This is a genomic window from Pseudoalteromonas carrageenovora IAM 12662, from assembly GCF_900239935.1.
Taxonomy (GTDB): Bacteria; Pseudomonadota; Gammaproteobacteria; order Enterobacterales; family Alteromonadaceae; genus Pseudoalteromonas; species Pseudoalteromonas carrageenovora.
This window is the reverse complement of the sequence record NZ_LT965928.1, coordinates 2,556,974-2,582,960: the sequence shown is the minus strand read 5'-3', so window position 1 is coordinate 2,582,960 and position 25,987 is coordinate 2,556,974. Positions and strand designations below refer to the sequence as shown.

The window sequence follows — 25,987 nt, the reverse complement described above, 5'->3', positions numbered from 1 at the left end:
TAAGGGAATTACCCATGAGAAGAGCCGTAATTACGGGTATCGGTGTTGTATCAAGCATCGGTAACAACAAAGAAGAAGTATTAGAGTCGTTAAAATCTGGCAGAAGCGGCATCGCTTTTAACCAAGAATTTGCCGATTATAAGTTACGCAGTAACGTATCTGGTAAAATTGACATTGACGTTAAAGAGCACGTAGACCGCAAAGCTATGCGCTTTATGGGCGACGCAGCTGCTTATTCTTACATTTCAATGCAGCAAGCAATTGAAGATGCAGGCTTATCGGATGATCAAGTATCTAACGAACGTACTGGTTTATTGGTTGGCTCAGGTGGTGGTTCATCTAAGTGGCAAGTAGAAGTTGCTGACATTTTACGTGAAAAAGGCGTAAAACGTGTTGGTCCTTACATGGTTCCACGTACTATGGCGAGCACTACATCAGCATGTTTAGCGACTCCTTTTAAAATTAAAGGTGTTAACTACTCAATTAGCTCTGCTTGTGCAACATCTGCGCACTGTATTGGCCACGCTGTAGAGCAAATTCAACTTGGTAAGCAAGATGTAATTTTTGCTGGTGGCGGTGAAGAACTTCACTGGACATTGGCAATGGAATTTGACGCAATGGGCGCTCTTTCTACTAAGTACAACGAAAGCCCAGAAAAAGCTTCACGTACATATGATGCTAACCGCGATGGTTTTGTTATCTCTGGTGGTGGCGGTATTGTTGTAGTTGAAGAGCTTGAGCATGCACTTGCACGTGGCGCGCACATTTACGCAGAAATAGTTGGTTATGGCGCAACATCTGATGGATACGACATGGTTGCTCCATCGGGCGAGGGCGCTGTACGTTGTATGCGCCAAGCAATGCAAGATGTAGACAGCATTGATTACTTAAATACGCATGGCACATCTACTCCAGTAGGTGACGTAAAAGAATTAGGCGCAATTCAAGAAGTGTTTGGTGGTAATTCACCAATGATCAGCGCAACGAAAGCTATGACCGGTCATGCTTTAGGTGCTGCAGGTGTTCATGAAGCTATTTTCTCATTATTAATGTTAGAGCACAGCTTTGTCGCGCCTTCTATTAATATTGATGAGTTGGACGAGCAGGCAGAAGGTTTAAACATTGTAACCGAACGTCGCGATGTTGAGCTAAATACAGTTATGTCTAATAGCTTTGGCTTTGGTGGCACTAACGCTACTTTAGTTATGAGTAAATATAAAGGCTAATTTTAAGCAAGCCCTAAGGTGCAATAACCGCACGGCCAGTTGCTAAAAACAAAAAAGGAAAGCCTCAGCTTTCCTTTTTTATTGAGCGAAGGGTTATATTAACCTTCTTCGTGCTCTTGACGTGCCTGCTCAATTTCTTGTGCAAGTTCATGTGCTTTTTGTTTAGTTTTTTCAGTAAGCTCACCTGCGGCTTCTTTGCTTTTAACCCATGCATCAACAGCAATTTCTTTACCGTCGTCGTACATGTCTAAGCCCATTGCTTTACTTTCTTGCATCAGCTCGTTTAACGATTCGTCGTTTTTAAGCTCGTTTGTTTTATCTTTAACATCTTCCCATGCATCACCAAGCTTTTCTTGCATTTGCGCGCTTTTATCTTTTGCATCTTCTTTTACTTCTTGAGCGTCTTCACAACCCGTTAAAGTAATTAAAGTGCCTAATAAAGCTAAACCTGCTAATTTGTTCATGTGCGATCTCTCCTTGGAGACAAGTAATTAATTCACACTAACTATAGAACAATGAAAATGAACACACCTGTAACAAAGCGATTAAATTTTAAATTAATGGATGAGCACGATTGGCCGCTGTTATTTGAGCTTGATCAGAACCCGGCTGTAATGCAGTTTTTAACGCGAGGGATACCCACATCCTTAGATAAAATTAAAAACGAAGGTATACCTCGTATGCTTGAATATAAAAATGAGCTAAAAGGGTGGGGGCTTTGGGCTATAAGCATTAAGCCTAGTAATACTTTTATAGGTTGGGTTTTAATAAGACCAATGCACTTTTTTAGTGATAAGCCTAACTTTAGTGATATTGAAATAGGCTGGCGTTTTAAGCAGCAAAGTTGGGGAAATGGTTATGCAACCGAAGCTGCAAAGGCATTGTGCGACGAATTAGCAAAACAAGCAGATGTTAAAAAAATCAGTGCAACTGCAATTACAGATAACCTAGGGTCTATTAATATTATGAAAAAATTAGGGCTCACCTTTATAAAAAGTTATACACACACAGATGAACACGGTGACTTGCCCGCAGTTTTATACGCTAAAACACTTTAAACTAAGACTAAAATTTACCTGTGCAAACATTGACCTGAGCATAATTGATATGCATAAATGTGGTTGGGTAACTTAAAAAATAATAAATTAAGGATGTTGTATGGGGTTGTTTTCACCAAATAAATTAATAGTAAAAAGTGTGTTTATTTTACAGCTGTGTGTATTTGGCGCAGCAGCTGAGCAAGTTACTCAAAGTGCGGTTGCGATGCCTGACTCATTTAGTGCCGACGCCGCTAAAAGCATATTAGAACAAGGAGGTAATGCTGTAGATGCTGCCATTACAGCGCAGTTTGTACTTGCAGTTACATTACCCGAGGCCGGAAATATTGGCGGCGGTGGCTTTATGCTTATTCAAAAAGACGGCCAAGGCGACTTTATAGATTATCGTGAAACAGCACCAACGGCAGCTCATCGAGATATGTATTTAGATGAGCAAGGTAACGTTGTTGCTAATAAATCAATATATGGCATTCACGCAAGTGGTGTACCGGGCAGTGTGGCAGGTATGTGGCTAGCTCATCAAAAACACGGCACGTTAAAATGGGAAGCATTAGTACAGCCTGCTGTTACATTGGCTGAGCAAGGCTTTGTAGTACCTCCTAAATTAGCTCAGGGAGTAAGTCGTTATATTGCGCATTTAAAAGCAAAACAAATAGAAGTGAATTTTGAAAAATATTTTGCTGATGTAAAAGCGAATAAAGTATTTAAGCAACCTGAGCTTGCAGCTACATTAAAACGCATTCGCGATAATGGTCAAGATGGGTTTTATAAAGGCGAAACTGCAAAAATTATTGCCAAATTTATGCTTCAACATGGCGGTATTATTAATCAAGATGATTTAAAAAATTACACGGCTAAATCGCGAACACCTATAAAAGCAAGTTGGAACGGCTATGAAGTATTAACATCACCGCCACCAAGCTCTGGCGGTATCGCTATTTTACAATGGCTCAAAATGTTTGAGCTAAAAAAACCAGATATGGGTTTAGTACATAACTCCACGCAGTATGTGCATTTACTTTCTGAAATAGGTAAACGCGTATTTGCTGATAGAGCTGAGTATTTAGGCGATCCTGATTTTTTTGATGTACCAGTTAATGCACTTACAGACATTAATTACCTTAAAAAGCGTAGCGACGATATTTCGTTAACGGCTATTTCTACAACCGAAAACATTAAACCTGGTTTAAAAGAAAGTGAGCAAACTACGCATTTTTCAATTGTTGATAACATGGGTAATGCAGTCGCAAATACGACAACCATAAATCTAGGTTTTGGAGGTGGGGTTGTCGTTGAAGGCGCAGGGTTTATTTTAAATGATGAAATGGACGACTTTAGCGCCAAGCCAGGCGTTATGAATGTATTTGGCGCCATTGGTGGTAAAGCAAACGAGATACAACCTAACAAGCGTATGCTTAGCTCTATGACACCTACCATACTGTTAAAACATAACAAAGTGAAAATGGTAACAGGTTCACCGGGTGGCACAACGATTATAAGCTCTGTTTATGAGTCTATTTTAAATGCCGTAGAGTTTGATATGAGTGCGGTTGATGTTGTAAACAGCACGCGTTTTCATCATCAACTTTGGCCTAAAAACGTAATTAGAACACATAGCGGTTTAACTGATAACGTTAAAGCAGAGCTTATAAAAATGGGTTACACCCTTGATGAGCGACACTTTGGTGATTTACATGTCATTATTAGTAAAGAGGGTAAATTAGACGCAGCTTCTGAAAGCTCAGGACGTGGTAAATCAATTGTTTTTTAATAACTTAAACGCTGTTTAGCGGTTTACTAATACAATAAAACACCGCGCTAGTAATAGTAATTAAAGCGCGGTGAACTATCTTACTAAGCGTCGATTAAATCTTCGACACCAACAATAAGCCAAGGAGCACCGTCTGAAATAGCGCGCTCTAAGTGCCAAATTTCTAATATTGGCTCCTCTTTTTTATCACCTAAGTCGCGGTACTTACCTTTAAAGCGAACACTTACTTGCCATTCAGTAGCTGTAACATCTGCGCGCACTAGCTCAGCATCAATAAACATTACTTCTGTTTCTACGCTTTGTATTGCTTCGCGTTCAGCTTTAAACTCTGCCACAAGCTCTGGGCTTAAATATTCTGCCATCGTGGCGTAATCTGCATTATTCCAAGCACTTTGCAGTGTGCGGTAATGATTGCGAGCACCTTGTAAAAAACCATTAACGTCAAAATTAGGCGGCAAATTAAAAGGTACGTTTTCACTTTGTGGGACACTATTTGTAAAGCCTGTGTTTGTAGGTTGCTCTATAGGCGCTTGCTTAAACGCATTTTGCGATATGCTTGCATTGGCAAGTTGAGGAGAATGTTTTGCGCGCATAAAACCGGTGATCAGTTTAAATAAAATAAAAAGTCCCCCAGCTAGTAAAATTATCTCTAAAAGTTGGAAGCCTTCAAAGTCATCGCCTAACATAGCAGCAATTAAGCCACCGGCTAAAAGCCCGCCAAATACACCGGCCATAACCCCTTTTTTATTCGATTTAGCTTTTGGAGCTGTAGAGGCTGGAATGTCAGATTGTTTGTTTTGTGTTGTTTGCTGTGTGGTTGGTGTTTTACCACGTTTACTACTGCCAAATTTTTTGCGTGCGTGTGCATCAAAACTTGCCGTACAAAGTAATGCAAGTAATGAAAATATAACAATGATGTTCTTCATGTAATTCCCTAAATAAGACTGAGCGGCGAGTATAATTAACTTTTCAGCAAAATTTAATAAATTACGTTAAAAATCAATATGGTTGAGCGTAAATTAAGCAACTATGGGTTTATATACAAAAAAGCCGCACAGTAAACACTGTACGGCTTTTCAAAATAACTAACGAGTGACTATAACCAGCGAATAGCACCCGTAACGCGTTCGTTATACACATTAATAGGTGCGCCAGCATTAGCCACTAAAATGGTATCTGCTTGTGTACCTCGGTTAATATGGCCTTCAAAACGCTCATCGCTAAAGTCGTCATCACCAAAACCAAACGACTGGTTGTCAGAAGGTACAATAAATACCGTCATTGGGCCAAAGTCTGACTCAAATATTAAGTGTAATCCTTCCTGACCTTTAAAATCACAAAACATAGCATAGGTAATTTTGCCCGGAAGCTCTTCAATGTGTCCACCAAGCATAGCCAGCTTATCGTTTACGCTTTGTAAGCTAATCGCATCTGTTTTACCTAGTGCACTAATTTCGTGGTAAACATGTGTTAAGGCATGTTCACCCGCTTCATGGGCAATGTGCTGTTCAGAACTAAAAAAGAACGCGCCCATTGCTACAAAAAAAGACGCAGCAAGTGCTAAATGCACACGGTCAAACTTAAAACGCGAGCGGGCATCTACCACATTTTTACCAGATGCTTGTTCTTCTTGCAGTGCTTTTTCTTTTAAAGAAGTATTTAAAAGAATTCGCTCAGCAAGGTTATCTGGCACTGGTATATCTAGCGCGTCTTGAATTTGTTTATCAAAATCTTTCATATCGTTAATAAAGCTTTGTCTCTGAGAGCTTTCTTTAGCAAACTCCAAAAGCTCTTTTTCTAAATCGTTTGGCTGCGCAATAGTGCGGCGACGAAACTCAAGATCATCCATTATTTTGATGCTCCTTTAAGTTGTTCATCATCACGGCTTAAAGCCTCTTTAAGTTGGTTTCTGGCACGGTATAAACGAGTCATTACCGTGTTTTTATTTAAATCGAGTATTTCTGCAATCTCCTCACCAGAGCAGCCCATTACAACTTGAAGTAGTAATGGTTCTCTGTATTCATCAGATAGCAGCGCAATTTGGCGTTGTATAACTGTTTGTTCCATTTCATCATCAAGTGAATGGCTCGTTTCATCAACAAGGGTATCGTTTTCTACGTCGCTGTAATCAAACTGTTTACGTTCAAAACGACGTGCGTTTTCTCTGCGTAAAATAGTCAGTAGCCAAGGCTTAGCCGCTTTTTGATCCAGTAATGAATCAAGCGAGCGCCAAGCACGTAAAAACGTTTCTTGTACTAAGTCATCTGCTATGTGTGGATCACGGCACAACCAATAAGCAAAGCGATAAAGCTCCTTATTGTATACATGCACTAAGGCTTCATAACGCTTTTGTTTCTCTGCCATATCAACTAAGACCTGATTATTTAATTTTTTCTTTCCAAGCATAAGTACTTTTTTATTTAAAAATTATTATTTAATGCATGAAAAGACCTAAATTTATCAAACTAGTTAATAAAGGTCTTTTAATACAGCTTGTTGCGACGTATTGCTTTGAGCTTGGTACTGCTCAATTATTTTAATAATAGCATTAAGATCGCTCTTTGTGCTGTTATTAGCATATAGCGTAGCTTGTAGTTGGTTTATTAGCGCCGTTAATTCGCTGTTATTAATAAGGTTTGTTAGTGCATCAATAGCGGCAACGTTTTTACCTGTAAGCTCTCTAGCAACATTATTTAGCTCGCTATAAAATGCGCTTGAGTTATTAACTTTGGCGGCATTTTTTAATCTATTTAGTGAAAGCGGCGCTTTGTTGTTGCTTTTTAAGCTATCAATTTTTAGTTCATTATTAGTAGAACGGTTTAACCAAAATAAAATTGCAGTAATAATCCATAAAATATAACCAAGCACTGCAACAATAATTAACCAAAGCGGTGTAACGCTTTGAATAACCGGTTCGAGTGTAGATTGCTGCGCTAAGTTACTCGATGGATTTATTTTGCTGCTTTGTTCATTTGAAGCTATTGCAGTGGTTACATCGGGCGAGGGTGTATTTGCGTTACTTGTCACGGTTATAGTGCGCTTAGGCAGCGTTGCATAACTAATACGGTTAATTTTAGTGTTATACCAAGGTAATTTTATTTCAGGCAGTGTGTAAGTACCTGGCTTTTGAGGTAGCAGCGCATACGATGCGGTTTGCTGCGACACGACTCGCCCATCACGTACAGCGTTGTTATTTTCCTTTTCATCTGGGTAGCTGCGAATGCCGTCTATTGTTGGCATTGTGATTTCGGGTAATTGCTCTTTTGTTACTCCAAGCGCCGTTAGGGTAATTGTACGTGTAATGGGGGTGCCTACTTCTACGGTGTTTTCTTCTGGTTGCCACTGCTCATCTAAATTAACAAGTTCGCTTGGTAACCATGCACCTTTATAATTACTTGGTATAGGCTTTATTTCTATTTGCTGATCATCGCCAAGTGCAGACACCTCTAGTTGTCGGTAGTTTTGCTGAACGCGCCCCTGAAAAGCCGGCCCAGCAATAGTGTAAAGGCCACTTTTTTGAGGTTGAATTAAGTATTCGCGGGTAAGAACGAGGTAGCGTTTACCATCTACAAGCTCGTAACTCTCAGTTTGTTTACCTAACTGCGTTAATTGCGCATCCTCCATATTAGGCGTGCTTAAGCTGCCATCAAGTAGCTCTTTAGCGAGATAAAGTTTTATAGTGTAAACCCCGGCTTCTTGCACAAAAATAGAGTTACTAGAGAGCTCTGTTTTTAAAAATATATCATTATTTTTATCTGCATCCGCTGAGCGCTTGGCTACTTTTAAATTAATAGGCTGGGATGTAAGCCCGGCAACACTAAAAGGTGGAATCGTGTATTCACCCTCGGCGCGGGTCATTAACTTTACTGACCACGTAGTTTGTTTATTAATGCTGCCATTAATAATATTTGTTCGTGAACTTAAGCTTGTAGGTCCAACAACAAAATCTTTAAGTAGTGCTGATGTGTCAGGTTGCTGGCCTTTAACTGTATCGTCTACTGTTATGTTGAGCATAAAAAATTCACCTGCAAGTACAGGGTTTTTATCTACGCTAGCTTCTAACTTGGTGGCGGCCCATGTTGGCATCGCACTTAATAGCAATAAACAGCAAAATAATCGCATTACCATGATTTTTCTACTCCTGTAGGGCGACGTTGATATTGTCTTTTTTGGGCTTCTAATTGCATTTTATTCCGTAATAAAATTGCCGGGTCGTCCGGTACTTTTCTTAATAACTGATTAAGCTGCTGCGCTTTTTCTTTCTCTTCGTTGGTAAGCTCACGTGCCTGTGCTTGAGCAGCTTGTTGCTGTGCATTTTGCTTTTGCTCATCCGTTAACGCTTGTTCAGTAGCACCTTGTGGCTGTGCGTTTTGCGGTTCTTGTTCAGACTCTTTTTGTGCTTGCTCAGTTTGTTGCTCTGCTTGCATGTCAGGTTCATTTTGCTCTGAGTCTGATTGCTCATTTTTATCTTTATCAGACTCGTCGGGTTTACCTTGCTGATCTTGTGATTGTTCGCCCTGGTTTTCACCTTCTTGAGATTCGCTTTTTTCACCATCGCTTTGCTGCTGATCTTGCTTTGATTGATCATTTTGCTGTTGGTTTTGCTCATCTTTGTTTTGCTCGTTTTGAGAGTCACCGTTTTGATCTTGCTGGTCTTGTTGCTTTTGCTGATTTAAAAGCTGTTCAACAAGTGCTTGGTTGTCGGCGGCTTCACTAAAATCGCTTTGTAGGTTTTGTGCTTGTTTATAAGCGTCAATAGCCTGCTCAAGCTGGCCCGCTTTTGCAAGTGCATTACCATAATTGTATAAACCAGAGGCCGACTTATCTTTGCTAAACGCATTAAGCGCCTCTTCAAAGTTGCCTTGCTGGTATAAAGCCGCACCTTTTAATTTACTTGAATCGGCATTGGCTGCGCTTTCAAAATCTTTATTTTGATATGCATCTAGCGCTTGCTGATCGGTATTTTTTAAAAACGCGGGTAGCTCTACGGCGTAGGCCTGTTGCTGTGGTAAAAAACTCAATACTAAAAAAGCACCTACAAAAGCTGCGTTTCTAAATAAATATAAACCTAAAGGCAATAAAATAAGTAAGCCATAAATACCTGCATCTATTCGCCAAAGTGCATGGCTTTGCTTTTCATCTTTTAACAGCTCGCTATTTGCATTTGGTGCAAACGCTGCAATGTCGCTACTGCTAGGCTGGTAACTTGCATATTTGCCACCGCTGTTGCTGGCAAGGCCTTTTAATTGCGATGAGTTAAGAGTAGGCACTACAATTTGCCCATAGCGGTCTTTTAAAAAGCCGCCTTCAGGTAATTTTATTGGCGCACCTTGGGCAGTACCTACACCGTAAATATTTAAGCGGTATTGGCTGTTGTTAGTAAAGTCACTTACATCGCTTTGCTCAGTTTGATCTATGCCATCGGTAACTAAAATTATGTCGCCATCAATATAACCTGCTTGAGTTAAAAGCTCTTTTGCCATATCAAGCCCGGCTAAAACATTAGAGCCTTTGTCAGGCATTATGTCGGGGCTCAAACTTGGTATTAAATTGGCAAGTGTAGTGGCGTCGTTAGTTAAAGGAGAAATAGTAAATGCGCTACCTGCGTAGGCAACTAAGGCTGTATCGCCTTCTTTAAATAGCTCAATCATATCGAGTGCTTTAAAGCGCGATTGCGTTAAACGGTTTGGTAAAATGTCGGTACTGTACATTGAATACGACATATCCATAACGATTACGCGAGCGCTTTTACTTTGAAATACGGGCACTTGTTTTTCTTCAAAGCTAGGGCCTGCACTAAATAAAATACCTAAACAGTAAAATACAGCAATAAGCCAAAGCGGTTGGCTAGTTTTAGTGTTTGATTCGCTCATAATAAACGACGCCAAATGAGGAGCGATTAAGTTATCTGCTGTCGTTTTTTTATGTTTAATAAACGCGACAAAAAATAGCGCTACAGCAGGTATTAAAAGCCACAAAACAGCTGGGCGAATAAATTCGAAATCCATTAGTTAGGCTCCTTAAGTGCACGCAAAGTACTTATCATTACTTTTAAGCTAATGAGTAAAATAGCAATCAGTAGTGGGTAGTAAAATAGTGAGCTTTGTGGGCGAAATGTTTGTTCATCAGCACTTATTGGCTCTAATTTATCAAGCTCAGCGTATATTTGCTGAAGGCCGGCTACATCTTTTGCTCTAAAGTATAAGCCGCCTGTTTGCTCCGCTACTTGTTTTAGTAAGCTTTCATCTAAGCTGCCACCACTTGAACCCCCCATATTAAATAGGCTAAAGCCGCGTGGGTTATCTGAGCCTACACCTATGGTATATACTTTAATACCTTCTTCGCGGGCAAGGAGTAGGGCATCTTCTGGTTTTAAATTACCGGCTGTGTTTTGCCCATCGGTTAAAAGCACCACAATTCGATTACTTTTATCTTTATTAGCAAAACGTTTTACCGATAAACCTAGTGCATCGCCAATAGCCGTGGCGCGCCCTACCAAGCCAATTTGAGATTCGCTGAGCATTTTACTTACTGTTTTCACGTCGCGCGTAAGTGGTGTTTGTAAAAATGCGGTGTCGCCAAATAATATCAAGCCAAGCCTGTCGCCTTGGCGCTGTTCTATAAAGTCGCTCAATACAGCTTTTACCATAGTGAGGCGGTCAACATACTGGCCGTTGTAGGCCATGTCTTGTTCGGTCATAGATCCTGATAAATCAACCGCGAGCATTATATCGCGCCCTTCATTAGGTAATGAAATAGGCTCGTCTAACCACGTTGGGTTTGCAGCCGCTGTTACAAGTAATAACCATAAAATCCATTCGAAAACATTTAACTTACGTGCACCTTGCTCAAGGCTATGCGTGGTTAAGTTGTGTTTAGCAAAGCTAGGAATGCGAAGGCGCGTTTGTGCGCTAGTTGCAGCCGGTTTTAATAATAAAAGTAATAAAGGCAGTGGCAGTAATAAAAATAACCAGGGCCAGCTAAATTCAAACATGTACTGACTCCTTTAGTTTAAATTGTTTAATACCTTGGCGAAACTTGTCACTTAGTGCTTCGTTTGCTTGCTCGGTATTATAAAGGCTGAGTATTTCTTGTTCGCTAAAGCTTAAGCCGGTTAACGCATTAAGCGTATTGCACCAATTAGTTGTTGATTGTGCAGCTAGGCGTTTATCGTAATACTCAATAACAAGGCGTTTTAAAATAATATGAAGCTTGAGCGGGTTTTGCTCTGTTTTACTTAAGTCTATTGCGTAACGTTTTGGTTTTTTAAATTTGTGATTTTTGTAAAACCAAAAAGCAGCTGCACAGGTTGCTATAAATAGCAGGGTAATAATAACCCACCAAGCAGGGGCGAGTGGCCACCAACTTACTTGGCTTGGTGCTATTATGTCGTGCAGGCCGTCGAGTGGATTGGGTTGCATGGTTACTTTCTCACTAATTGCAGTTCAAGCGGGCTGGCTGCATTGAATGATATTAAATTAAGGCCTGATTTAGTTAAGCGATTAAGGCGAGTGCTAAATGCGTGTTTGGCATTTTTTGCAAAGCGTTCTCTAAAACTGTTATCCATTAGCGGAAGGGCAAAGTCTTGGTTATTTGCACTTACCGTAACCGTTTGTTTAAACGCAGGGAGCTGATGCTCAAACGGGTCACTTATATGACAGCCTATTAGTTCGCAGTGGCGGCTTAAAATTTCTAATTGCTTAAAGCTTGCATCATCTAGGGCATTAAAATCAGAGACTAAATACACTAAGCTGCCTGGTTTAGCTAAGTGGTTAAGGCGTTTTAAATTATCGCTAAAGTTGTTAGTGGCTTGTTTGTCTATATTGTTAAGTGCTTGGTGGTGGTTGTCGCATAGGTTATGGCAAAGTTTAAGAACGGCTTTTTCGCGTGCGCTTGGCTTAAGTTCTAAATGCGAGTGCTGGTTAAACACAATGCCGCCAATTCTATCACCGCGCTGACACGCCGACCAAGCAACTAGCGCGCTAATGTGCGCAGCCTGTACCGACTTAAGCAGCAGCTTTGAGCCAAATAGCATTGAGTTTGAAAAATCAGTAAATACAAAAACTGGGCGCTCTTTTTCTTCTTGAAAAAGCTTTGTATGGGTTTCGCCGGTGCGCGCTGTTACTCGCCAGTCAATAGAGCGAATATCATCGCCTTGCTGGTAATGGCGCACTTCGGCAAACTCCATTCCTCGGCCTTTATGTGGCGCAAGGTATTGCCCAGTTAAACTATTTTTAATTTTAACTTTTGGTGCAAGCTCGAGTAACTGTGCTTTTGCTTTGTAATACATCAGCTCTTTTAGTGCTAAATTTACACCGTGGCTATGGCTTTCTTTCAGCCATGCCTGAGGGTCTAATTGTTTTTGCATAACTTATGGTACGGCTACAAGTTCAACAATTCGGCTTATTACCTGATCTTTAGTAATGCCATCGGCCTGTGCTTCGTAGCTTAAAATAATACGGTGGCGCAGTACATTATGCACAACGGCTTGAATGTCATCGGGAGCTACAAAATCGCGGCCGTTTAACCAAGCGTGAGCTCGGGCACATTTATCCAGTGCAATAGTTGCACGTGGGCTTGCGCCAAATTCTATCCAACGACCCAGTTGCTCATCTAGTTGCGCGCCTTCTCGTGTTGCAATAATAAGCTGTACTAAATACTGCTCAAGAGGCTCGGCTAAATACAAACCTAAAATTGCTTGGCGGGCAGCAAATAAATCGCTTTGGCTAATTTTTTGTAAAACAGCTTGCTGCTCTTTTAATGCTTCACCTCGAGTTAGGCGTAAAATGTCTAGCTCGTGCTCGGCGCCCGGATAACCAATACTTAAATGTAATAAAAAGCGGTCAAGCTGTGCTTCTGGCAGCGGGTAAGTACCTTCTTGCTCTAGCGGGTTTTGGGTTGCCATAACCATAAACAAATCGCTAAGCGGATAGGTGTTTTTACCTACTGTAACTTGGCGCTCTGCCATGGCTTCTAGTAGTGCTGATTGTACTTTCGCTGGGGCACGGTTTATTTCATCTGCTAAAATAAGATTATGAAACAAAGGGCCTTTTTCAAATACAAACTCGCTGGTTTGTTGGCGGTATATATCGGTGCCTGTTACGTCTGCAGGTAATAAGTCAGGCGTAAATTGTACACGTTGAAACGAGCCTTCAATCCCTTTAGCGAGCGCATTTACAGCACGCGTTTTTGCAAGCCCTGGAGGGCCTTCTACTAATAAATGGCCGTCGGCTAAAATTGCAATAAGTAGTGCTTGAGTGAGCTCTGGCTGGCCAATAATCTGTGTATCTAAGTACGTTTTTAATTGTGAAAATGCGTTAGCTGCCATAATAAGTAGACTGTCCTCGTCAGCTTGGGTTGTACCTAAATTGTTTTAGGTAATAAATTCTGACCTAGTTATAAGGTTTATAATTGAGTAACTCAAGAGTTAGACTTAATTTTTCAAAATAGTTCGTTATTTTTTAACGGTTTTTAGCGTACCACAAAACTTTGTAAAAACGCGTAAAAAAGCCTATTGTGGTAGCCAATATTAAGTACTATGTATATATGTACTTATAGTGCTTTTGTATAAATTTGTGTTTATCTATTGGCTTTAGCACACGGGTTGTTTAGAATCGAGGAAAACAAACAGGTCAGACCTGTCAGCGGGAGAGCATAAATGTCTGAGCAAAACATACTAAAAACACCAAAGGGCGACCGTATTGCCATAGTTAGCGGCTTACGTACTCCTTTTGCAAAACAAGCAACAGCGTTTCACCATGTACCAGCCCTAGATATGGGTAAATTGGTGGTTAACGAAATGCTTGAACGATTAAATTTCGACAAGTCAGAAATCGATCAACTTGTATTTGGTCAAGTAGTACAAATGCCAGAAGCGCCAAATATTGCACGTGAAATTGTTTTAGGTACGGGTATGCCTGTAGGCGTAGACGCGTATTCTGTATCGCGTGCATGTGCTACCAGCTTTCAGGCCATTGCTAATGTAGCTGAATCTATTATGGCAGGATCTGTAAATGTGGGTATTGCCGGTGGCGCCGACTCATCTTCAGTATTGCCTATTGGTGTAAGTAAAAAACTGGCAGGCAGCTTAGTTGATTTAAACAAAGCCCGTACATTAGGCCAGCGTTTACAAATATTCTCAAAACTACGTTTAAAAGATTTATTACCAGTGCCCCCTGCGGTTGCTGAGTACTCAACAGGCCTTTCAATGGGGCAAACTGCTGAGCAAATGGCTAAAACACATAACATTAGCCGTGAAGATCAAGATGCACTTGCGCATCGCTCGCACTCACTTGCAACCCAAGCATGGGCTGATGGCAAGTTAAAAGATGAAGTAATGACGGCGCACTTACCGCCATACAAAAGCTTTATTGAAGAAGATAATAACATTCGTAAAAATTCAACGGTTGAAGGCTACGCTAAACTTAAACCGGTATTTGACCGTCAACATGGCTCAGTGACCGCAGCAAACGCAACACCTTTAACTGATGGTGCAGCAGCGGTACTGATGATGAGCGAAAGCAAAGCAAAAGCACTAGGCTACGAAATTTTAGGTTATGTACGTAGCTTTGCGTTTTCGGCTATTGGTGTAGAAAAAGACATGCTAATGGGTCCAGCGCACTCAACGCCTATCGCACTAGATAGAGCGGGTATTACACTTGCTGATTTAGATTTAATCGAAATGCACGAAGCGTTTGCATCGCAAACACTTGCCAATATGAAAATGTTTGCATCAGATAAGTTTGCGCAAGAGCAACTTGGTCGTAGCAAAGCAATTGGCGAAATTAACATGGATAAGTTTAACGTTAACGGCGGCTCTTTAGCATATGGTCACCCATTTGCTGCAACAGGTGCTCGCTTAATTACGCAAAGCTTACACGAGCTTAAACGTCGTGGTGGCGGTTTAGCATTAACAACAGCGTGTGCTGCTGGTGGTTTAGGTGCAGCCTTTGTATTGGAGAGCGCGTAATGTCAGATTCAGTATTTAATTTAACGGTAGATGAAAACAAAATTGCCGTAGTAACCATTAATGTGCCGGGTGAGAAAATGAACACCCTGCGCGACTCATTCGCTGATGACTTAAAAGCTTTACTTGAAGCGGCTAAGCAAGAGTCAGTAAAGGGTATGGTATTTATAAGTGGTAAAAGTGATAACTTTATCGCGGGCGCTGATGTAAAAATGCTTGATAGCGTGCAAAAGCGTGAAGATGCTTTAGCAATTAGTGAGCTTTGTCATCAAGCCTTTTTTGATATGACAAAACTACCTTATACAACAGTAAGTGCAATACATGGTGCGGCGCTTGGTGGTGGTTTAGAGTTTGCTTTAGCGTGTGATTACCGCGTAGGCACAGATAGCGATATTACTAAAGTAGGCCTTCCTGAAGTACAACTTGGTTTATTGCCAGGTGGCGGCGGTACGCAGCGTTTAACTAAAATTGTAGGCATTCAAAAAGCACTAGAGTGGATGCTAACAGGTAAGCAGATTCGTCCTAAGCAAGCTAAAAAAGCGGGCGTATTAGACGACGTTGTGCCACAAAGTGTATTGTTAAAAGTCGCTAAAGAATTTGCAGCTAAGAAAAAGCCACAGGATAAAGAACCTAGGCTAGATAAAGTAAGCAAGTTATTAGAGTCAAACCCGTTTGGCCGTAACTTTATCTTTAAAAAGGCGAAAGAAAACGTACTTAAAAAAACCGGCGGACATTACCCAGCACCGCTTGCAATTATTAAGGCTGTGCGTGCAAGTGTAGAGCTTGATAAATTAAAAGCATATAAAACAGAGGCTGAAAGCTTTGCAACACTTGTAATGAGTAATGAGTCTAAAGCGCTTCGTAGTATTTTCTTTGCAACCACTGAAATGAAAAAAGAGTGGCGCAACGATTATGCGCCGGCTATTAGTAAAACAGCCGTTTTAGGTGGTGGCTTAATGGGTGCTGGTATTGCACATGTAAGCGCAGTAAAAGCCAAAGTACCTGTGCGTATTAAAGATGTAGCAGAGCAGGGCATTAGTAATGCCATGAACTACACCTACAAAATTTTAGATAAGCGCCTTAAGCGCCGTATTATGTCTAAAGCTGATATGCAGTTAACCATGAACCGTATTACCGGTACAACTGACTACAGCGGCTTTAAACACATTGATTTAGTAGTAGAAGCTGTATTTGAAGACCTAGCCTTAAAGCAGGGGATGGTTGCTGATATAGAGCAGCAATGTCAAAGCAATACTATTTTTGCTAGTAACACGTCATCACTGCCTATTTCACAAATTGCAGCACAGGCGCAGCGTCCAGAAAACGTGATTGGCCTGCATTACTTCTCGCCAGTTGAAAAAATGCCACTAGTGGAAATTATTCCTCATGAAGGGACTTCACAAGAGACCATTGCGCGTGTAGTTAACTTTGCTCGTAAGCAAGGTAAAACGCCAATTGTGGTAAAAGACATGGCTGGTTTTTACGTAAATCGTATTTTAGCGCCTTATGTAAATGAAGCGGCTAATTTAATGCTTGCCGGTGAGCCAATTGAAAAAATAGATGCAGCGCTTGTAGAGTTTGGCTTCCCAGTGGGGCCGCTTGCTTTACTTGACGAAGTAGGGATTGATATAGGATCTAAAATTGCCCCAATTCTTGAAAAAGAACTAGGCGAACGATTTAAAGCACCAGATGCATTTTCTCGTATGATTGATTCAAAACGCCTAGGCCGTAAAACGGGTCGTGGTTTTTATGAGTACGATAAAAAGAGCAAGAAAGTTGACGAGTCTGTCTATGAGCTATTAGGTGTAACACCTGCACCGCGTTTAAATAAAAGCGAAATTGCTAAGCGTTGTGTATCTCAAATGCTTAACGAAGCCGTACGTTGTTTAGATGATGGCATTATTGCAAGCCCACGTGATGGCGACATTGGCGCTATATTTGGCATTGGCTTCCCACCGTTTTTAGGTGGGCCGTTTAGCTACATGGATAAACTTGGCGCAAGTAAAGTAAGCTCTGACATGTCTACTTTAGCTAACAGCAATGCGAACTTTGCTCCGTGCGATACGTTGGTTGCAATGGCAAACTCAGGCGCTACATTTTACAATGTGCAAACAGCCACTGATGAGCCAAGCTCAGCCACAATTGAAGAGCAAGTAATACACGCTGAATCTTCTGATAAGCAAAATGAAGAAAGCGTAGTAGAGTCACCAAAACAAGACTCTTAACAGCTGCTTTAATAAAAACCGCATTTATATGCGGTTTTTTTATGCCTGCTATTAATAGATACATAATACCAATCCGCAATAATACTTAATTATTTTGCTTTACTATGAATACGTTTTCCCATTCCCAAAATCGATTAATTAAGTGAATTAGTATGCTATGTGTTAGCGTAATTACTTAGTACGTAGGTAAATAAGGGAATTAATGCAGTTATTTACACCCAGATTAACAATGCGCCAATTACAAAGTCGCGACTGGACGCTATTTTTGCAATTACACAGAGAACCACAAGTGCTGCGTTATTGTTACGACATGCCTAGTGAGGCCTTTGTACGCAATCGATTTGAACAGCGCCTAGGTAATTGGGATACAAGCTCTCGAGACCCATTGTGTTTAGTTGTAACAGATAAGGTTTCAGATGTTTTGCTTGGGGTAACAGGTTTTACTTATGATGGAGATACAGCAGAGCTTGGGTACTTATTTATGCCAGAGTATTTTGGCTATGGTTATGCCACAGAATCTTTAAGGGCTGTGATAGATTGGGCATGGAATGAGTGCAAAATAAGCCAGTATAAAGCTGTGGTAACACGTGGGAATATTAATTCTGAAAAGGTACTGAGTAAGTGTGGTTTAACGCATACAGAAACGCTTGCAAGCTCCCATAGCATTAGTGGTAAGCTGTATGATGATTTAATTTATACACTGAAGCTTTAGGGTATTTTAATGGGCTAGTAACGCCTAGCCCAAAAATGCCTACAAATGAAGTAAAATAGCTTGTCGGTCTTTTTCTGGCATGTTTTCTACTACTAAACTGAATGAGTTATCAATCATTCGCTCAATTTCACCTTGTGGAATTGTGCCGTCTAGAATAACAGTGTTCCATAAACGTTTGTTCATATGATAACCAGGGATCACCGCTGGGAAAATGTCACGCAACGAAAGCGCCTCGTCAGGATCACACTTTAAATTAAGCCACCAAATAACTTCTCCATCATCGTTTGTTTCACCATCATTGCCAACAGCAAGAGTAGCAAACATTTTATGATTCACTTTATAAACGTCAACCTCTTGCGCAAATGGTTTAGTAACCTGCACAAGTGGTTTTTTAATTAAATACTCATGTACTTTAGTCTGGTCCATGATCCATTCCTTGAAGTCATACTCGGTAAAGCTACCATAGCAGTTTTTTGTTCATTTGATTATATGTATTTTAGTATAAATTAGAATTTTGCAAGCTAATACAACCTAATACAGTAAATGTATATTATAAGATCAACTTAATTGTTGAACAAAATCTAGTTCGTGGTATGTTTCTGCCAATCACAAAAATAATAGGAATACACACATGCCAAAGGCGAGTGAAGTTAAAAAAGGTACGGCTATTGATTTTAATAATCGTGTTTTAGTTGTAAAAGATATTGTGCGCTCTGTGCCGCAGGGTCGTGCAGGTGGTAGCTTATACCGTATGCGTTTATACGATGTAGTAACCGGTGCTAAAGTGGACGAAACATTTAAAGACAGTGATATGTTAACGCTTGCCGACCTTACTCGTCGTGAAGTGATGCTTTCGTATGTAGATGGCGATGAATATGTGTTTATGGATAATGAAGACTACACGCCGTATAACTTAAATAAAGATGCAATAGCAGAAGAAATTCAATTCGTTAATGAAGAAACGCAAGGCGTACACGTAATTGTTATTGATGGCGCTCCGGTAGGCCTTGATTTACCTTCAAGTGTTGAACTTGTTGTTGAAGAAACAGACCCTTCAATTAAAGGTGCTTCAGCAAGTGCTCGCTCTAAACCAGCAAAGCTTTCTACTGGCTTAACTATTTCTGTACCAGAGCATATTTCTACAGGCGATCGCATCCGTATTAATACAGTAGAACACAAATTTATGGGTCGTGCTGAAAAGTAATACCAAACCTTTAGCCCATATAAATACAGGGCTCAAAGTAAAAAGGGAGTAACATTAGTTACTCCCTTTTTATGTGTTTTTTTAATACGGCTAGCTTGCTTGCTGCTCGTCGTCTTTAATTGGCGCTATATTATCAGCTTTCTTATTTTTTGTAGGTGCCTTAGCTGCTGCAGGCTCTTTGCCACCTTTAAGTACTGCCATAAAGTCATCTTTACTTTTTGCAATTTCAAGTGCTAATGATTCGACTTGTTGCTCGCTTAACGGCACATCTACCTTTTCTAACATCAATTCAAGTGACTCAGCTATATCCAGCATTTTGTCATAGGCATCAGCTTCTTTTTTGGTAGTAAACGTCATGCGCTCAACTCCGTTTCGTTCTACAACATATTTAACAACAACAGCCATGATTTCTCCTGCAAGCTTGCGTGGTACTGTGGTTTATAAAAAACCATTATATTACTGTTTTTATGTACAGTAATGGTTTGCGAAGGATTTTGCAAGCTAAGAGTATTGATTTTCGCTGTCTTAAATTTGACAAAAAACTGTAACTTTACTTTAGTTAAGCAATCACTTGTTGTGCCAGCTGCATTTTCAGGATTTCGGATCATGGTGATAATGCGTTTAGGTACTCTTTAAGTGACGAACTTTTTGTTCCTTGTTTATTGACTTTCCTGAGCAATATTTAAAAACTCATAAAAGAGTAATAAGGACGAACAAATGAAAACTATAAAAAGCTTACTAGTTGTGGGGTTACTATTTTTACTGCCGATTACTGCTGTAAACGCGCAATTACCGGAAGTAACAAAGCAAATGCCACAGTTTGAGACCGTGAGTATAAATAACGCTGATACAAAGGTGCTTGCTCAGTTACCGGGGATTGGCGAAAAAAAAGCTCAAGCCATAGTTGATTATCGCCAAGAAAACGGTGATTTTGAAAATTTAAGTGATTTATCAAATGTTAAAGGTATTGGTAAAAAGTTATTAGAAAAACTAGAAGGTAAAATATCGCTTTAGATAAGCAGGTATGACCAGAGCGCTAACTGCTCTGGTTATATTGTTTTAATGCTTCAGCTAGATGTTTTTTTGCAAAGTTAATTTCGATAGGTGTAGTGAGTAATGGGTAGCAAAGCCCGCCAATAATTAAAAACGGAATTAAAATCCACCCTTTGAACACAGTAAATATTAAAAACAATGGGCTAAGCAGTACTAGCTTTATAATACGCAGTAACACTCTATCAGTAGGTGAAAGCATGCTTAAAGACAAAGCAATTACCTGCTGACGCTGGCGAATTTTTAGCTGTTTTAATTCATCTATTTGGCTAGAAAAAAAGGTGAACATATTAAATCGTCTTTTTAATTAATAAACGGCAAGTTACTAAAATAAATAACGTTACAGTAAATAATGCAAATATGATTTCCATCCAAGCTGGCATACTTAAGCTCGCAAATTGCCAATCTATATTGCCACAATCACCTGTTGCTTGAAAAAAACTTGGGATCCACTCGTGCAGCGGCATAAACGATGGGAAGTTTGGTTCAAACTCACAGCTAAATGCAAAAGGATCTGTAGTGGTTTGCATATCGATATGTTCACGGGCGATTAGGTAACCCCAAATACTCGATACACCCCACACTAAATATGCAAAGGCTCTTACAAGTTTGTTTTGAGGTTTAGCCGAGCCAATAATACCTGCGCCTAATAAACCTAACACAGCGGTACGCTGATAGATGCACATAATGCACGGCGCTAAGCCCATCTGGTATTGAAAAAATAGTGCGGTGACTTCTAGTAAAAATACAATGCCAGTAAATAACAACCATGGTGTACGTTGAGTGGGGAGGTGTGCGAGCCAGTTCATAAAAATTCCGCATTTAAATAAGACGTTAGATTATGTACTAGGATAAAGTAAGCAGCAACAAAAAGGAAAAAAAAGCTACCGAAGTCGCTTTTTTTAAGATGAGCTAAATGGTTGCTTACAACAACTCCTACCTTAGCTAATTGATACTCAATAACTAGTGCGAATAAATATTTTGATTATATCGCTCTACCTTTACATTTTATGTGAGCAGTTCTCAAAGGTGCCTAAATATTCAAGTAAAACGCGCTGTTATTAAGGTGTATCTTTTTATTTTTACTATACATAGTCACTGGCAAGCTAATGTATATATAAAATTAAGCATAACAAATTAATTAATAGTAACTATGTACCTACAATGAACGTTAGTAAGCTAAAAATACAAATATGACTATTTTATGCAAAGTTAAATTTGAACATTTGCTAATTTGAAATTTCTACTCATTTGCTTGGCTAATATAACTTACTTTACTTGTTAGTTGTGTTTCGTCTGGTACAATCAGTCAGTTATTCGTGAAAAACGATAAGTGTTGATTAATTCGAGTGGGAATTGAATGAGAATTTTTAAAGCGAAAAGCCCAGCAGGTTTTGCTGAAGAATATATAGTTGAGTCTATTTGGAATGGCGATTTCCCTCCAGGTTCAATTCTACCAGCAGAGCGAGAGCTTTCAGAGTTAATTGGCGTAACAAGAACAACTTTACGTGAAGTTTTGCAGCGTTTAGCGCGCGATGGCTGGTTAACCATTCAGCATGGCAAACCAACTAAAGTAAATAACTTTTGGGAAACATCGGGCTTAAATATACTTGAAACACTAGCGCGCCTAGATGAAGACAAAATGCCAGAGCTTACAGATCAGCTTTTATCTGCGCGAACGAATATAAGTGCTATCTATACACGTGCCGCTATTAAGTTAAACCCAGAACGTGTAATTGAAATTTTATCAGAAAGTGATGAGTTAGAAGATACAGCTCAAGCATTCGCTGATTACGATTATAAAGTACATCACGAACTTGCCGTTGCAGGTAACAATCGTATTTATGTACTTATATTGAACGGCTTTAGAGGTTTTTACTTTAAGATTGGTTGTCATTACTTTTCAGATGCGGGTACTCGCGAGTTAGCTCGTCAGTTCTACAAGGATTTAACTGTTCTTGCTCAAAACAGAGAGCATGACGGAGCTATTTCGATGATGCGTAAGTTTGGCCATCAAACTGGCGAAATTTGGCAAAAAATTCGTGATGATATGCCTTCCGATATAATGGATTAAATTGATATTAAAAACCTGCATTTGCAGGTTTTTTTGTATCTCTAATGCAGTATTTACTTATGTTCGGTATTTTCGATTGCTCATATCGCTAAATACGATTGTTCTTTTATATCGAATAACTCTAGAATGCTAAATAATTATATGTTTGCGCTATTGGTTTTTAATTTTTAGTGCCCATATAACTATCAGTATTGCGTTAGCAATCTAAAACAAACTCAAAATATTTGGAGAATAAAATGGGTGTATTAGTAGGCCGCCAGGCACCAGACTTTACCGCTGCAGCTGTTCTAGGTAACGGTGAAATTGTAGATAGCTACAACCTTCACGAAACTATTAAAGGTAAAAAAGCAGTAATCTTCTTTTACCCACTAGATTTCACGTTTGTATGTCCTTCTGAACTTATCGCATTTGATAAGCGTTTTGAAGAATTTAAAAAGCGTGGCGTAGAAGTAATTGGTGTTTCTATCGATTCACAATTCTCACATAACGCATGGCGTAACACGCCTGTAGCTGACGGCGGTATTGGTAAAGTTCAATACGCACTAGTTGCAGACGTTAAACACGAAATCTGTAAAGCATACGACGTTGAGCACCCAGAAGCGGGTGTTGCATTTCGTGGTTCTTTCTTAATCGATGAAGAAGGTAACGTACGTCACCAAGTAGTGAACGATTTACCACTAGGCCGTAACATCGACGAAATGATCCGTATGGTTGACGCTTTAGCATTTCACAGCGAAAACGGCGAAGTTTGCCCAGCTGGTTGGACTGAAGGTAAAAAAGGTATGGACGCAAGCCCTGAAGGTGTTGCTAAATTCCTATCTGAAAACGAAGGCGAGCTATAATTTAGCCCTTTGCTTTTAATAAAAAACCGCCAAATGGCGGTTTTTTTGTTTTAAGCATAGCCCATTTTAAATGGGTTTTAGCTAATTAAAACGAGAAGCTAACTTTAGTATAGAAGTAACGGCCTCTAGGGTTGTGTACACCTGAAGCATAACCGTATAAATCAGCGTCACCATCACCAATTGCAAATGGTGGCTCTTCATCAAATAAGTTATTTACACCTAACGATACTTTAGTTGAGTCAGTAACACGGTAAGACGTTTGTAAGTCTACCAATGTTTGCGAATCAACCATGCGTGATGTATTGCTATCAAAGTCTAAATTACCGTCAAAATCAATATCAGGAGTATCTTCAAACTCACCTACATAACTGATGTTTACGTTTGTATTAAACTCGCCAATTTCCCAGTTTGTAGAGAAAATCCAGCGGTGCTCTGGATAGCCATACTCACCGGTGTAATCACGACCATCTTTTTCAAATTTATCTTGGTAAGCCCATTCTAGGTTAAATTTAAGCAAACCTAGGTCATCAAGTGAGTGATTGTAGTTAGCTGAAACATCAATCCCAGATACTTCTTGCGAAGAAACGTTTTCAAATGTGCTGTAAATTTTTTGAATTGTTCCTAAGCTGTCGCCACCTGTAGGTGCTAAACGCACACATACAGTGCTATCTTGGTTATTACACTCAGAGTTATAAATTGGACCAAACTCTTGCTCATCAATTTTGTTATCTTGAGTGATGCTCCACACATCAATACTTAAACCGAATTCAGCTGTAGGCGCCCAAATGAAGCCTACATTCCATGATTCTGATTCTTCAGCTTCAAGATCAGGGTTACCAGCAAATTCAATATTGTAATCAAGTGCATCACAATCCAGGCCGGTTGCTTCACAGCGGTATGTATCTACAAAGAATTGGCTTTCTTGAGATGGACCCAAACCAACTTGTGCCAAAGAAGGCGCTCTAAAACCTTGTGCCCAAGAGCCACGTACTGTGATTTCATCAGTAGGTGCCCAGCGAAGAGCTACTTTAGGATTCGTTGTTGTACCAAAGTCACTGTAGTCATCGTAACGACCAGCAAGTTGTAGCTCTAAATTATCAGCAAGAGGGATAGAAAACTCAACATAGGCTGCGTATTGTTCACGATCTGCAGACGCAGATACAGACTCAGTACCGAATATTAAACCACGTTGAAATTGATCATCAGGAATGTCATTAACGTCTTCTTCACGGTATTCAATACCTGCTGCCATCATTACTACGTCATCGCCAAAAGTAAAAGCTTCGCCTGTAATGTTTGCATCAAAAGAGGTCATATGAGACTCACCACGACGCACTAAGCTTGTTGTAATACGATCAATTACAGCAGGGTCGTTGTATGTGCCACCAAATGGGTTGTAGTTTCCTGCATCAATTTCTTGTTGTAAGAAATCAGTACGAACCCAGCCTTGTGTTCTATCACCTGTTTGAAGAGATTTACTACGGCCTTTTTGTACCGCGGTTTCCCAGCTCCAGTCGTTAAATTCACCTCTAAGCCCTGCAACAAAGCGAAGCGTATCTGATTCAATATCCCATTGGCGTGCGCCAGCATCAACGGTACGGTAACGACCAATTTGAATGTCTTCACCAAATGGATTGTTAGGGTGATTCGCTGGGACAGTTAAGCCTGCATCTTCATCAAGTGGAGTAGGGGCTCCGGCTGCAACAGACGTATTGTGCTGTACTGCCATTTCTAAAAAGCCTGTAATGCCATTGTCAAAGTTATATTCAAATTGAGAAATAGCACCTACGCGCTCAGACTCTGGTGCAATATAACCGTATGGGCCGTAATCAAATAAACAACTACCGCTTGAAGTTGCGTTTTCTGCAGGACAAGCCGGATCAATTGTTTTAACACCATCTACATAAAAATATCCCGGGAAACCACGAGATGAGCGAAAATCCTCACCCCCATAAGGTGACTGATTTGCTGTACCTAAGCTGCCCATTTCATCAGATGATAGTGAGGTGTTTTTAAAGTAATCAATGATCACAGAAGCACTACTTTTCTCGCTAGTAGTACCCCATACTAAGCTTGCTGTTGTTTCTTCATAGCTTGGGCCATCAGTACCACCGTAGCCTAAATTAACTTCAACACCGTCAATGTCTTTTTTCAAGATAACGTTTACAACACCGGCTACTGCGTCTGAGCCGTAAATAGCAGATGCGCCATCTTTTAAAATATCTATACGCTCAATTGCTGATACAGGTATGCTGTTGATATCTACAAATGAGTTTGTGATACCTTCGGCAAATGCACTAATAGATACACGGCGGCCATTGATTAGTACGAGCGTAGCATCAGCACCTAAACCACGTAAACTAACAGCAGCAGACCCATTTGCAGTTGAATCTTGGTTGTTACCACGTGTAGAGAAGGTACCGCTACCCGCTACAGGCATTCTTTCGAGGAGTTGTTGTAGGTTGTCATAACCCATGTTCTCAATATCAGCTCTTCCGATTGATTGAACCGGAGAGGGCCCTTCGATATCTGAACGTTTAATTCGTGAGCCAGTTACTTCAATGCGCTCTACTTTTTTAGCTTCTTCAGCAGCGTAAGTTGTTGTTGTAAAACCTGCTGAAAGTGCGATTGTTGCACCTGCAATTAAGCTAGGTGTAAATGCAGTTGATTGCTTCATCCTTAAGTCCTTGTTGATATGTTATAAATTTAGTTGCTCAATACCAATCCTTTTTAAATTGTTAAATAAATCCCATATTTAAGCGGATTGATATAACAAGCGACGACATTAATATCATGTAACTTAAGTGTTAGCAATTAGACTCAAATGTGATTTTAGTATGGCTTTTAGTATGTTTTTGG

The 25,987-nt window shown here is 40.1% G+C and carries 25 protein-coding genes; 10 read left to right on the top strand and 15 right to left on the bottom strand.

All coding sequences use genetic code 11. The annotated features are described in order from the left end of the window. Window positions 1–14: 14 nt before the first annotated feature. Window positions 15–1,226, top strand: a complete 1,212-nt coding sequence (fabB, locus tag ALFOR1_RS11690) for a beta-ketoacyl-ACP synthase I (protein WP_104643075.1) — start codon at window positions 15–17, stop codon at window positions 1,224–1,226. 98 nt (window positions 1,227–1,324) lie between these two features. Here the strand turns inward: fabB and ALFOR1_RS11685 are convergent, their stop codons facing one another. Further along, window positions 1,325–1,690, bottom strand: a complete 366-nt coding sequence (locus ALFOR1_RS11685) for a hypothetical protein (protein WP_058548483.1) — start codon at window positions 1,688–1,690, stop codon at window positions 1,325–1,327. A gap of 51 nt (window positions 1,691–1,741) precedes the next feature. Here ALFOR1_RS11685 and ALFOR1_RS11680 point away from each other — a divergent pair, with 51 nt between their 5' ends. Beyond that, window positions 1,742–2,284 (top strand): GNAT family N-acetyltransferase, encoded by a 543-nt coding sequence (locus ALFOR1_RS11680; RefSeq protein WP_058548482.1) that lies wholly within the window; start codon window positions 1,742–1,744, stop codon window positions 2,282–2,284. Window positions 2,285–2,384: 100 nt separating this feature from the next. Next, window positions 2,385–4,055, top strand: a complete 1,671-nt coding sequence (gene ggt / locus ALFOR1_RS11675) for a gamma-glutamyltransferase (protein ID WP_104643074.1) — start codon at window positions 2,385–2,387, stop codon at window positions 4,053–4,055. Window positions 4,056–4,138: 83 nt separating this feature from the next. On the opposite strand, the gene ALFOR1_RS11670 is transcribed toward ggt, so the two are convergent. From ALFOR1_RS11670 to ALFOR1_RS11630, 9 genes are all read right to left on the bottom strand, one after another. Continuing rightward, entirely contained in the window at window positions 4,139–4,981 is an 843-nt protein-coding gene (locus tag ALFOR1_RS11670) for a Tim44 domain-containing protein (RefSeq protein WP_104643073.1), read from the bottom strand. Window positions 4,982–5,151: 170 nt separating this feature from the next. Beyond that, entirely contained in the window at window positions 5,152–5,904 is a 753-nt protein-coding gene (locus ALFOR1_RS11665) for a DUF3379 family protein (RefSeq protein ID WP_104643072.1), read from the bottom strand. After that, entirely contained in the window at window positions 5,904–6,461 is a 558-nt protein-coding gene (locus tag ALFOR1_RS11660; protein WP_104643071.1) for a sigma-70 family RNA polymerase sigma factor, read from the bottom strand. The genes ALFOR1_RS11665 and ALFOR1_RS11660 overlap by 1 nt, the downstream gene beginning before the upstream one ends. A gap of 63 nt (window positions 6,462–6,524) precedes the next feature. After that, window positions 6,525–8,183, bottom strand: a complete 1,659-nt coding sequence (locus ALFOR1_RS11655; RefSeq protein WP_104643070.1) for a BatD family protein — start codon at window positions 8,181–8,183, stop codon at window positions 6,525–6,527. Then, the gene (locus tag ALFOR1_RS11650; RefSeq protein ID WP_104643069.1) at window positions 8,177–10,063 is read right to left on the bottom strand and encodes a VWA domain-containing protein; all 1,887 of its coding nucleotides are present in this window, start codon (window positions 10,061–10,063) and stop codon (window positions 8,177–8,179) included. The genes ALFOR1_RS11655 and ALFOR1_RS11650 overlap by 7 nt, the downstream gene beginning before the upstream one ends. After that, window positions 10,063–11,049: a vWA domain-containing protein gene (locus ALFOR1_RS11645; protein ID WP_104643068.1), complete on the bottom strand. Its 987-nt coding sequence runs from the start codon at window positions 11,047–11,049 to the stop codon at window positions 10,063–10,065. The genes ALFOR1_RS11650 and ALFOR1_RS11645 overlap by 1 nt, the downstream gene beginning before the upstream one ends. Continuing rightward, a complete protein-coding gene (locus ALFOR1_RS11640) occupies window positions 11,042–11,476 on the bottom strand; it encodes a DUF4381 domain-containing protein (protein WP_104643067.1) in 435 nt (144 codons plus the stop codon). Before ALFOR1_RS11640 ends, ALFOR1_RS11645 begins: the two co-directional genes overlap by 8 nt. Window positions 11,477–11,478: 2 nt before the next feature. Next, the gene (locus tag ALFOR1_RS11635) at window positions 11,479–12,423 is read right to left on the bottom strand and encodes a DUF58 domain-containing protein (protein WP_058548473.1); all 945 of its coding nucleotides are present in this window, start codon (window positions 12,421–12,423) and stop codon (window positions 11,479–11,481) included. A gap of 3 nt (window positions 12,424–12,426) precedes the next feature. Continuing rightward, window positions 12,427–13,383 carry an AAA family ATPase gene (locus ALFOR1_RS11630; RefSeq protein WP_104643066.1) on the bottom strand — a complete coding sequence of 319 codons (957 nt, stop codon included), beginning with the start codon at window positions 13,381–13,383 and terminating at the stop codon, window positions 12,427–12,429. 330 nt (window positions 13,384–13,713) lie between these two features. Here ALFOR1_RS11630 and fadI point away from each other — a divergent pair, with 330 nt between their 5' ends. From fadI to ALFOR1_RS11615, 3 genes are all read left to right on the top strand, one after another. Further along, window positions 13,714–15,024 (top strand): acetyl-CoA C-acyltransferase FadI, encoded by a 1,311-nt coding sequence (gene fadI / locus ALFOR1_RS11625; protein WP_024031879.1) that lies wholly within the window; start codon window positions 13,714–13,716, stop codon window positions 15,022–15,024. Further along, entirely contained in the window at window positions 15,024–17,246 is a 2,223-nt protein-coding gene (gene fadJ / locus ALFOR1_RS11620) for a fatty acid oxidation complex subunit alpha FadJ (RefSeq protein ID WP_104643065.1), read from the top strand. Before fadI ends, fadJ begins: the two co-directional genes overlap by 1 nt. Window positions 17,247–17,448: 202 nt before the next feature. After that, entirely contained in the window at window positions 17,449–17,958 is a 510-nt protein-coding gene (locus ALFOR1_RS11615) for a GNAT family N-acetyltransferase (RefSeq protein ID WP_058548470.1), read from the top strand. Between the two features lie 39 nt (window positions 17,959–17,997). On the opposite strand, the gene ALFOR1_RS11610 is transcribed toward ALFOR1_RS11615, so the two are convergent. Next, window positions 17,998–18,384, bottom strand: a complete 387-nt coding sequence (locus tag ALFOR1_RS11610; protein WP_058548469.1) for an MmcQ/YjbR family DNA-binding protein — start codon at window positions 18,382–18,384, stop codon at window positions 17,998–18,000. Window positions 18,385–18,589: 205 nt separating this feature from the next. Here ALFOR1_RS11610 and efpL point away from each other — a divergent pair, with 205 nt between their 5' ends. After that, entirely contained in the window at window positions 18,590–19,162 is a 573-nt protein-coding gene (gene efpL / locus ALFOR1_RS11605; protein WP_058548468.1) for an elongation factor P-like protein EfpL, read from the top strand. Window positions 19,163–19,252: 90 nt separating this feature from the next. Here efpL and ALFOR1_RS11600 read toward each other — a convergent pair whose 3' ends face one another. Next, the gene (locus ALFOR1_RS11600; protein ID WP_058548467.1) at window positions 19,253–19,567 is read right to left on the bottom strand and encodes a YebG family protein; all 315 of its coding nucleotides are present in this window, start codon (window positions 19,565–19,567) and stop codon (window positions 19,253–19,255) included. Between the two features lie 312 nt (window positions 19,568–19,879). On the opposite strand from ALFOR1_RS11600, the gene ALFOR1_RS11595 reads away from it, so the two are divergent. Next, entirely contained in the window at window positions 19,880–20,176 is a 297-nt protein-coding gene (locus ALFOR1_RS11595; protein ID WP_058548465.1) for a ComEA family DNA-binding protein, read from the top strand. 22 nt (window positions 20,177–20,198) lie between these two features. Here ALFOR1_RS11595 and ALFOR1_RS11590 read toward each other — a convergent pair whose 3' ends face one another. Both ALFOR1_RS11590 and dsbB read right to left on the bottom strand, forming a co-directional pair. Continuing rightward, window positions 20,199–20,501 (bottom strand): DUF6170 family protein, encoded by a 303-nt coding sequence (locus ALFOR1_RS11590; protein ID WP_058548464.1) that lies wholly within the window; start codon window positions 20,499–20,501, stop codon window positions 20,199–20,201. A 1-nt stretch (window position 20,502) separates the two neighbouring features. After that, window positions 20,503–21,021, bottom strand: coding sequence for a disulfide bond formation protein DsbB (dsbB, locus tag ALFOR1_RS11585; RefSeq protein WP_104643064.1), 519 nt, complete (start codon window positions 21,019–21,021; stop codon window positions 20,503–20,505). A 551-nt stretch (window positions 21,022–21,572) separates the two neighbouring features. On the opposite strand from dsbB, the gene fadR reads away from it, so the two are divergent. Together fadR and ALFOR1_RS11575 are read left to right on the top strand one after the other, a co-directional pair. Next, entirely contained in the window at window positions 21,573–22,286 is a 714-nt protein-coding gene (gene fadR, locus ALFOR1_RS11580) for a fatty acid metabolism transcriptional regulator FadR (RefSeq protein ID WP_058548462.1), read from the top strand. A 236-nt stretch (window positions 22,287–22,522) separates the two neighbouring features. Continuing rightward, a complete protein-coding gene (locus tag ALFOR1_RS11575; protein ID WP_006793938.1) occupies window positions 22,523–23,128 on the top strand; it encodes a peroxiredoxin in 606 nt (201 codons plus the stop codon). A gap of 85 nt (window positions 23,129–23,213) precedes the next feature. Here ALFOR1_RS11575 and ALFOR1_RS11570 read toward each other — a convergent pair whose 3' ends face one another. Continuing rightward, window positions 23,214–25,805 (bottom strand): TonB-dependent receptor, encoded by a 2,592-nt coding sequence (locus tag ALFOR1_RS11570; protein WP_104643063.1) that lies wholly within the window; start codon window positions 25,803–25,805, stop codon window positions 23,214–23,216. Window positions 25,806–25,987 lie beyond the last annotated feature (182 nt).

Bases quoted from the DNA above. Each gene is read 5' to 3' on its own strand.
- fabB (WP_104643075.1), top strand. From the start codon at position 15: ATGAGAAGAGCCGTAATTACGGGTATCGGTGTTGTATCAAGCATCGGT.
- ALFOR1_RS11685 (WP_058548483.1), bottom strand. From the start codon at position 1,690: ATGAACAAATTAGCAGGTTTAGCTTTATTAGGCACTTTAATTACTTTA.
- ALFOR1_RS11680 (WP_058548482.1), top strand. From the start codon at position 1,742: ATGAAAATGAACACACCTGTAACAAAGCGATTAAATTTTAAATTAATG.
- ggt (WP_104643074.1), top strand. From the start codon at position 2,385: ATGGGGTTGTTTTCACCAAATAAATTAATAGTAAAAAGTGTGTTTATT.
- ALFOR1_RS11670 (WP_104643073.1), bottom strand. From the start codon at position 4,981: ATGAAGAACATCATTGTTATATTTTCATTACTTGCATTACTTTGTACG.
- ALFOR1_RS11665 (WP_104643072.1), bottom strand. From the start codon at position 5,904: ATGGATGATCTTGAGTTTCGTCGCCGCACTATTGCGCAGCCAAACGAT.
- ALFOR1_RS11660 (WP_104643071.1), bottom strand. From the start codon at position 6,461: ATGCTTGGAAAGAAAAAATTAAATAATCAGGTCTTAGTTGATATGGCA.
- ALFOR1_RS11655 (WP_104643070.1), bottom strand. From the start codon at position 8,183: ATGGTAATGCGATTATTTTGCTGTTTATTGCTATTAAGTGCGATGCCA.
- ALFOR1_RS11650 (WP_104643069.1), bottom strand. From the start codon at position 10,063: ATGGATTTCGAATTTATTCGCCCAGCTGTTTTGTGGCTTTTAATACCT.
- ALFOR1_RS11645 (WP_104643068.1), bottom strand. From the start codon at position 11,049: ATGTTTGAATTTAGCTGGCCCTGGTTATTTTTATTACTGCCACTGCCT.
- ALFOR1_RS11640 (WP_104643067.1), bottom strand. From the start codon at position 11,476: ATGCAACCCAATCCACTCGACGGCCTGCACGACATAATAGCACCAAGC.
- ALFOR1_RS11635 (WP_058548473.1), bottom strand. From the start codon at position 12,423: ATGCAAAAACAATTAGACCCTCAGGCATGGCTGAAAGAAAGCCATAGC.
- ALFOR1_RS11630 (WP_104643066.1), bottom strand. From the start codon at position 13,383: ATGGCAGCTAACGCATTTTCACAATTAAAAACGTACTTAGATACACAG.
- fadI (WP_024031879.1), top strand. From the start codon at position 13,714: ATGTCTGAGCAAAACATACTAAAAACACCAAAGGGCGACCGTATTGCC.
- fadJ (WP_104643065.1), top strand. From the start codon at position 15,024: ATGTCAGATTCAGTATTTAATTTAACGGTAGATGAAAACAAAATTGCC.
- ALFOR1_RS11615 (WP_058548470.1), top strand. From the start codon at position 17,449: ATGCAGTTATTTACACCCAGATTAACAATGCGCCAATTACAAAGTCGC.
- ALFOR1_RS11610 (WP_058548469.1), bottom strand. From the start codon at position 18,384: ATGGACCAGACTAAAGTACATGAGTATTTAATTAAAAAACCACTTGTG.
- efpL (WP_058548468.1), top strand. From the start codon at position 18,590: ATGCCAAAGGCGAGTGAAGTTAAAAAAGGTACGGCTATTGATTTTAAT.
- ALFOR1_RS11600 (WP_058548467.1), bottom strand. From the start codon at position 19,567: ATGGCTGTTGTTGTTAAATATGTTGTAGAACGAAACGGAGTTGAGCGC.
- ALFOR1_RS11595 (WP_058548465.1), top strand. From the start codon at position 19,880: ATGAAAACTATAAAAAGCTTACTAGTTGTGGGGTTACTATTTTTACTG.
- ALFOR1_RS11590 (WP_058548464.1), bottom strand. From the start codon at position 20,501: ATGTTCACCTTTTTTTCTAGCCAAATAGATGAATTAAAACAGCTAAAA.
- dsbB (WP_104643064.1), bottom strand. From the start codon at position 21,021: ATGAACTGGCTCGCACACCTCCCCACTCAACGTACACCATGGTTGTTA.
- fadR (WP_058548462.1), top strand. From the start codon at position 21,573: ATGAGAATTTTTAAAGCGAAAAGCCCAGCAGGTTTTGCTGAAGAATAT.
- ALFOR1_RS11575 (WP_006793938.1), top strand. From the start codon at position 22,523: ATGGGTGTATTAGTAGGCCGCCAGGCACCAGACTTTACCGCTGCAGCT.
- ALFOR1_RS11570 (WP_104643063.1), bottom strand. From the start codon at position 25,805: ATGAAGCAATCAACTGCATTTACACCTAGCTTAATTGCAGGTGCAACA.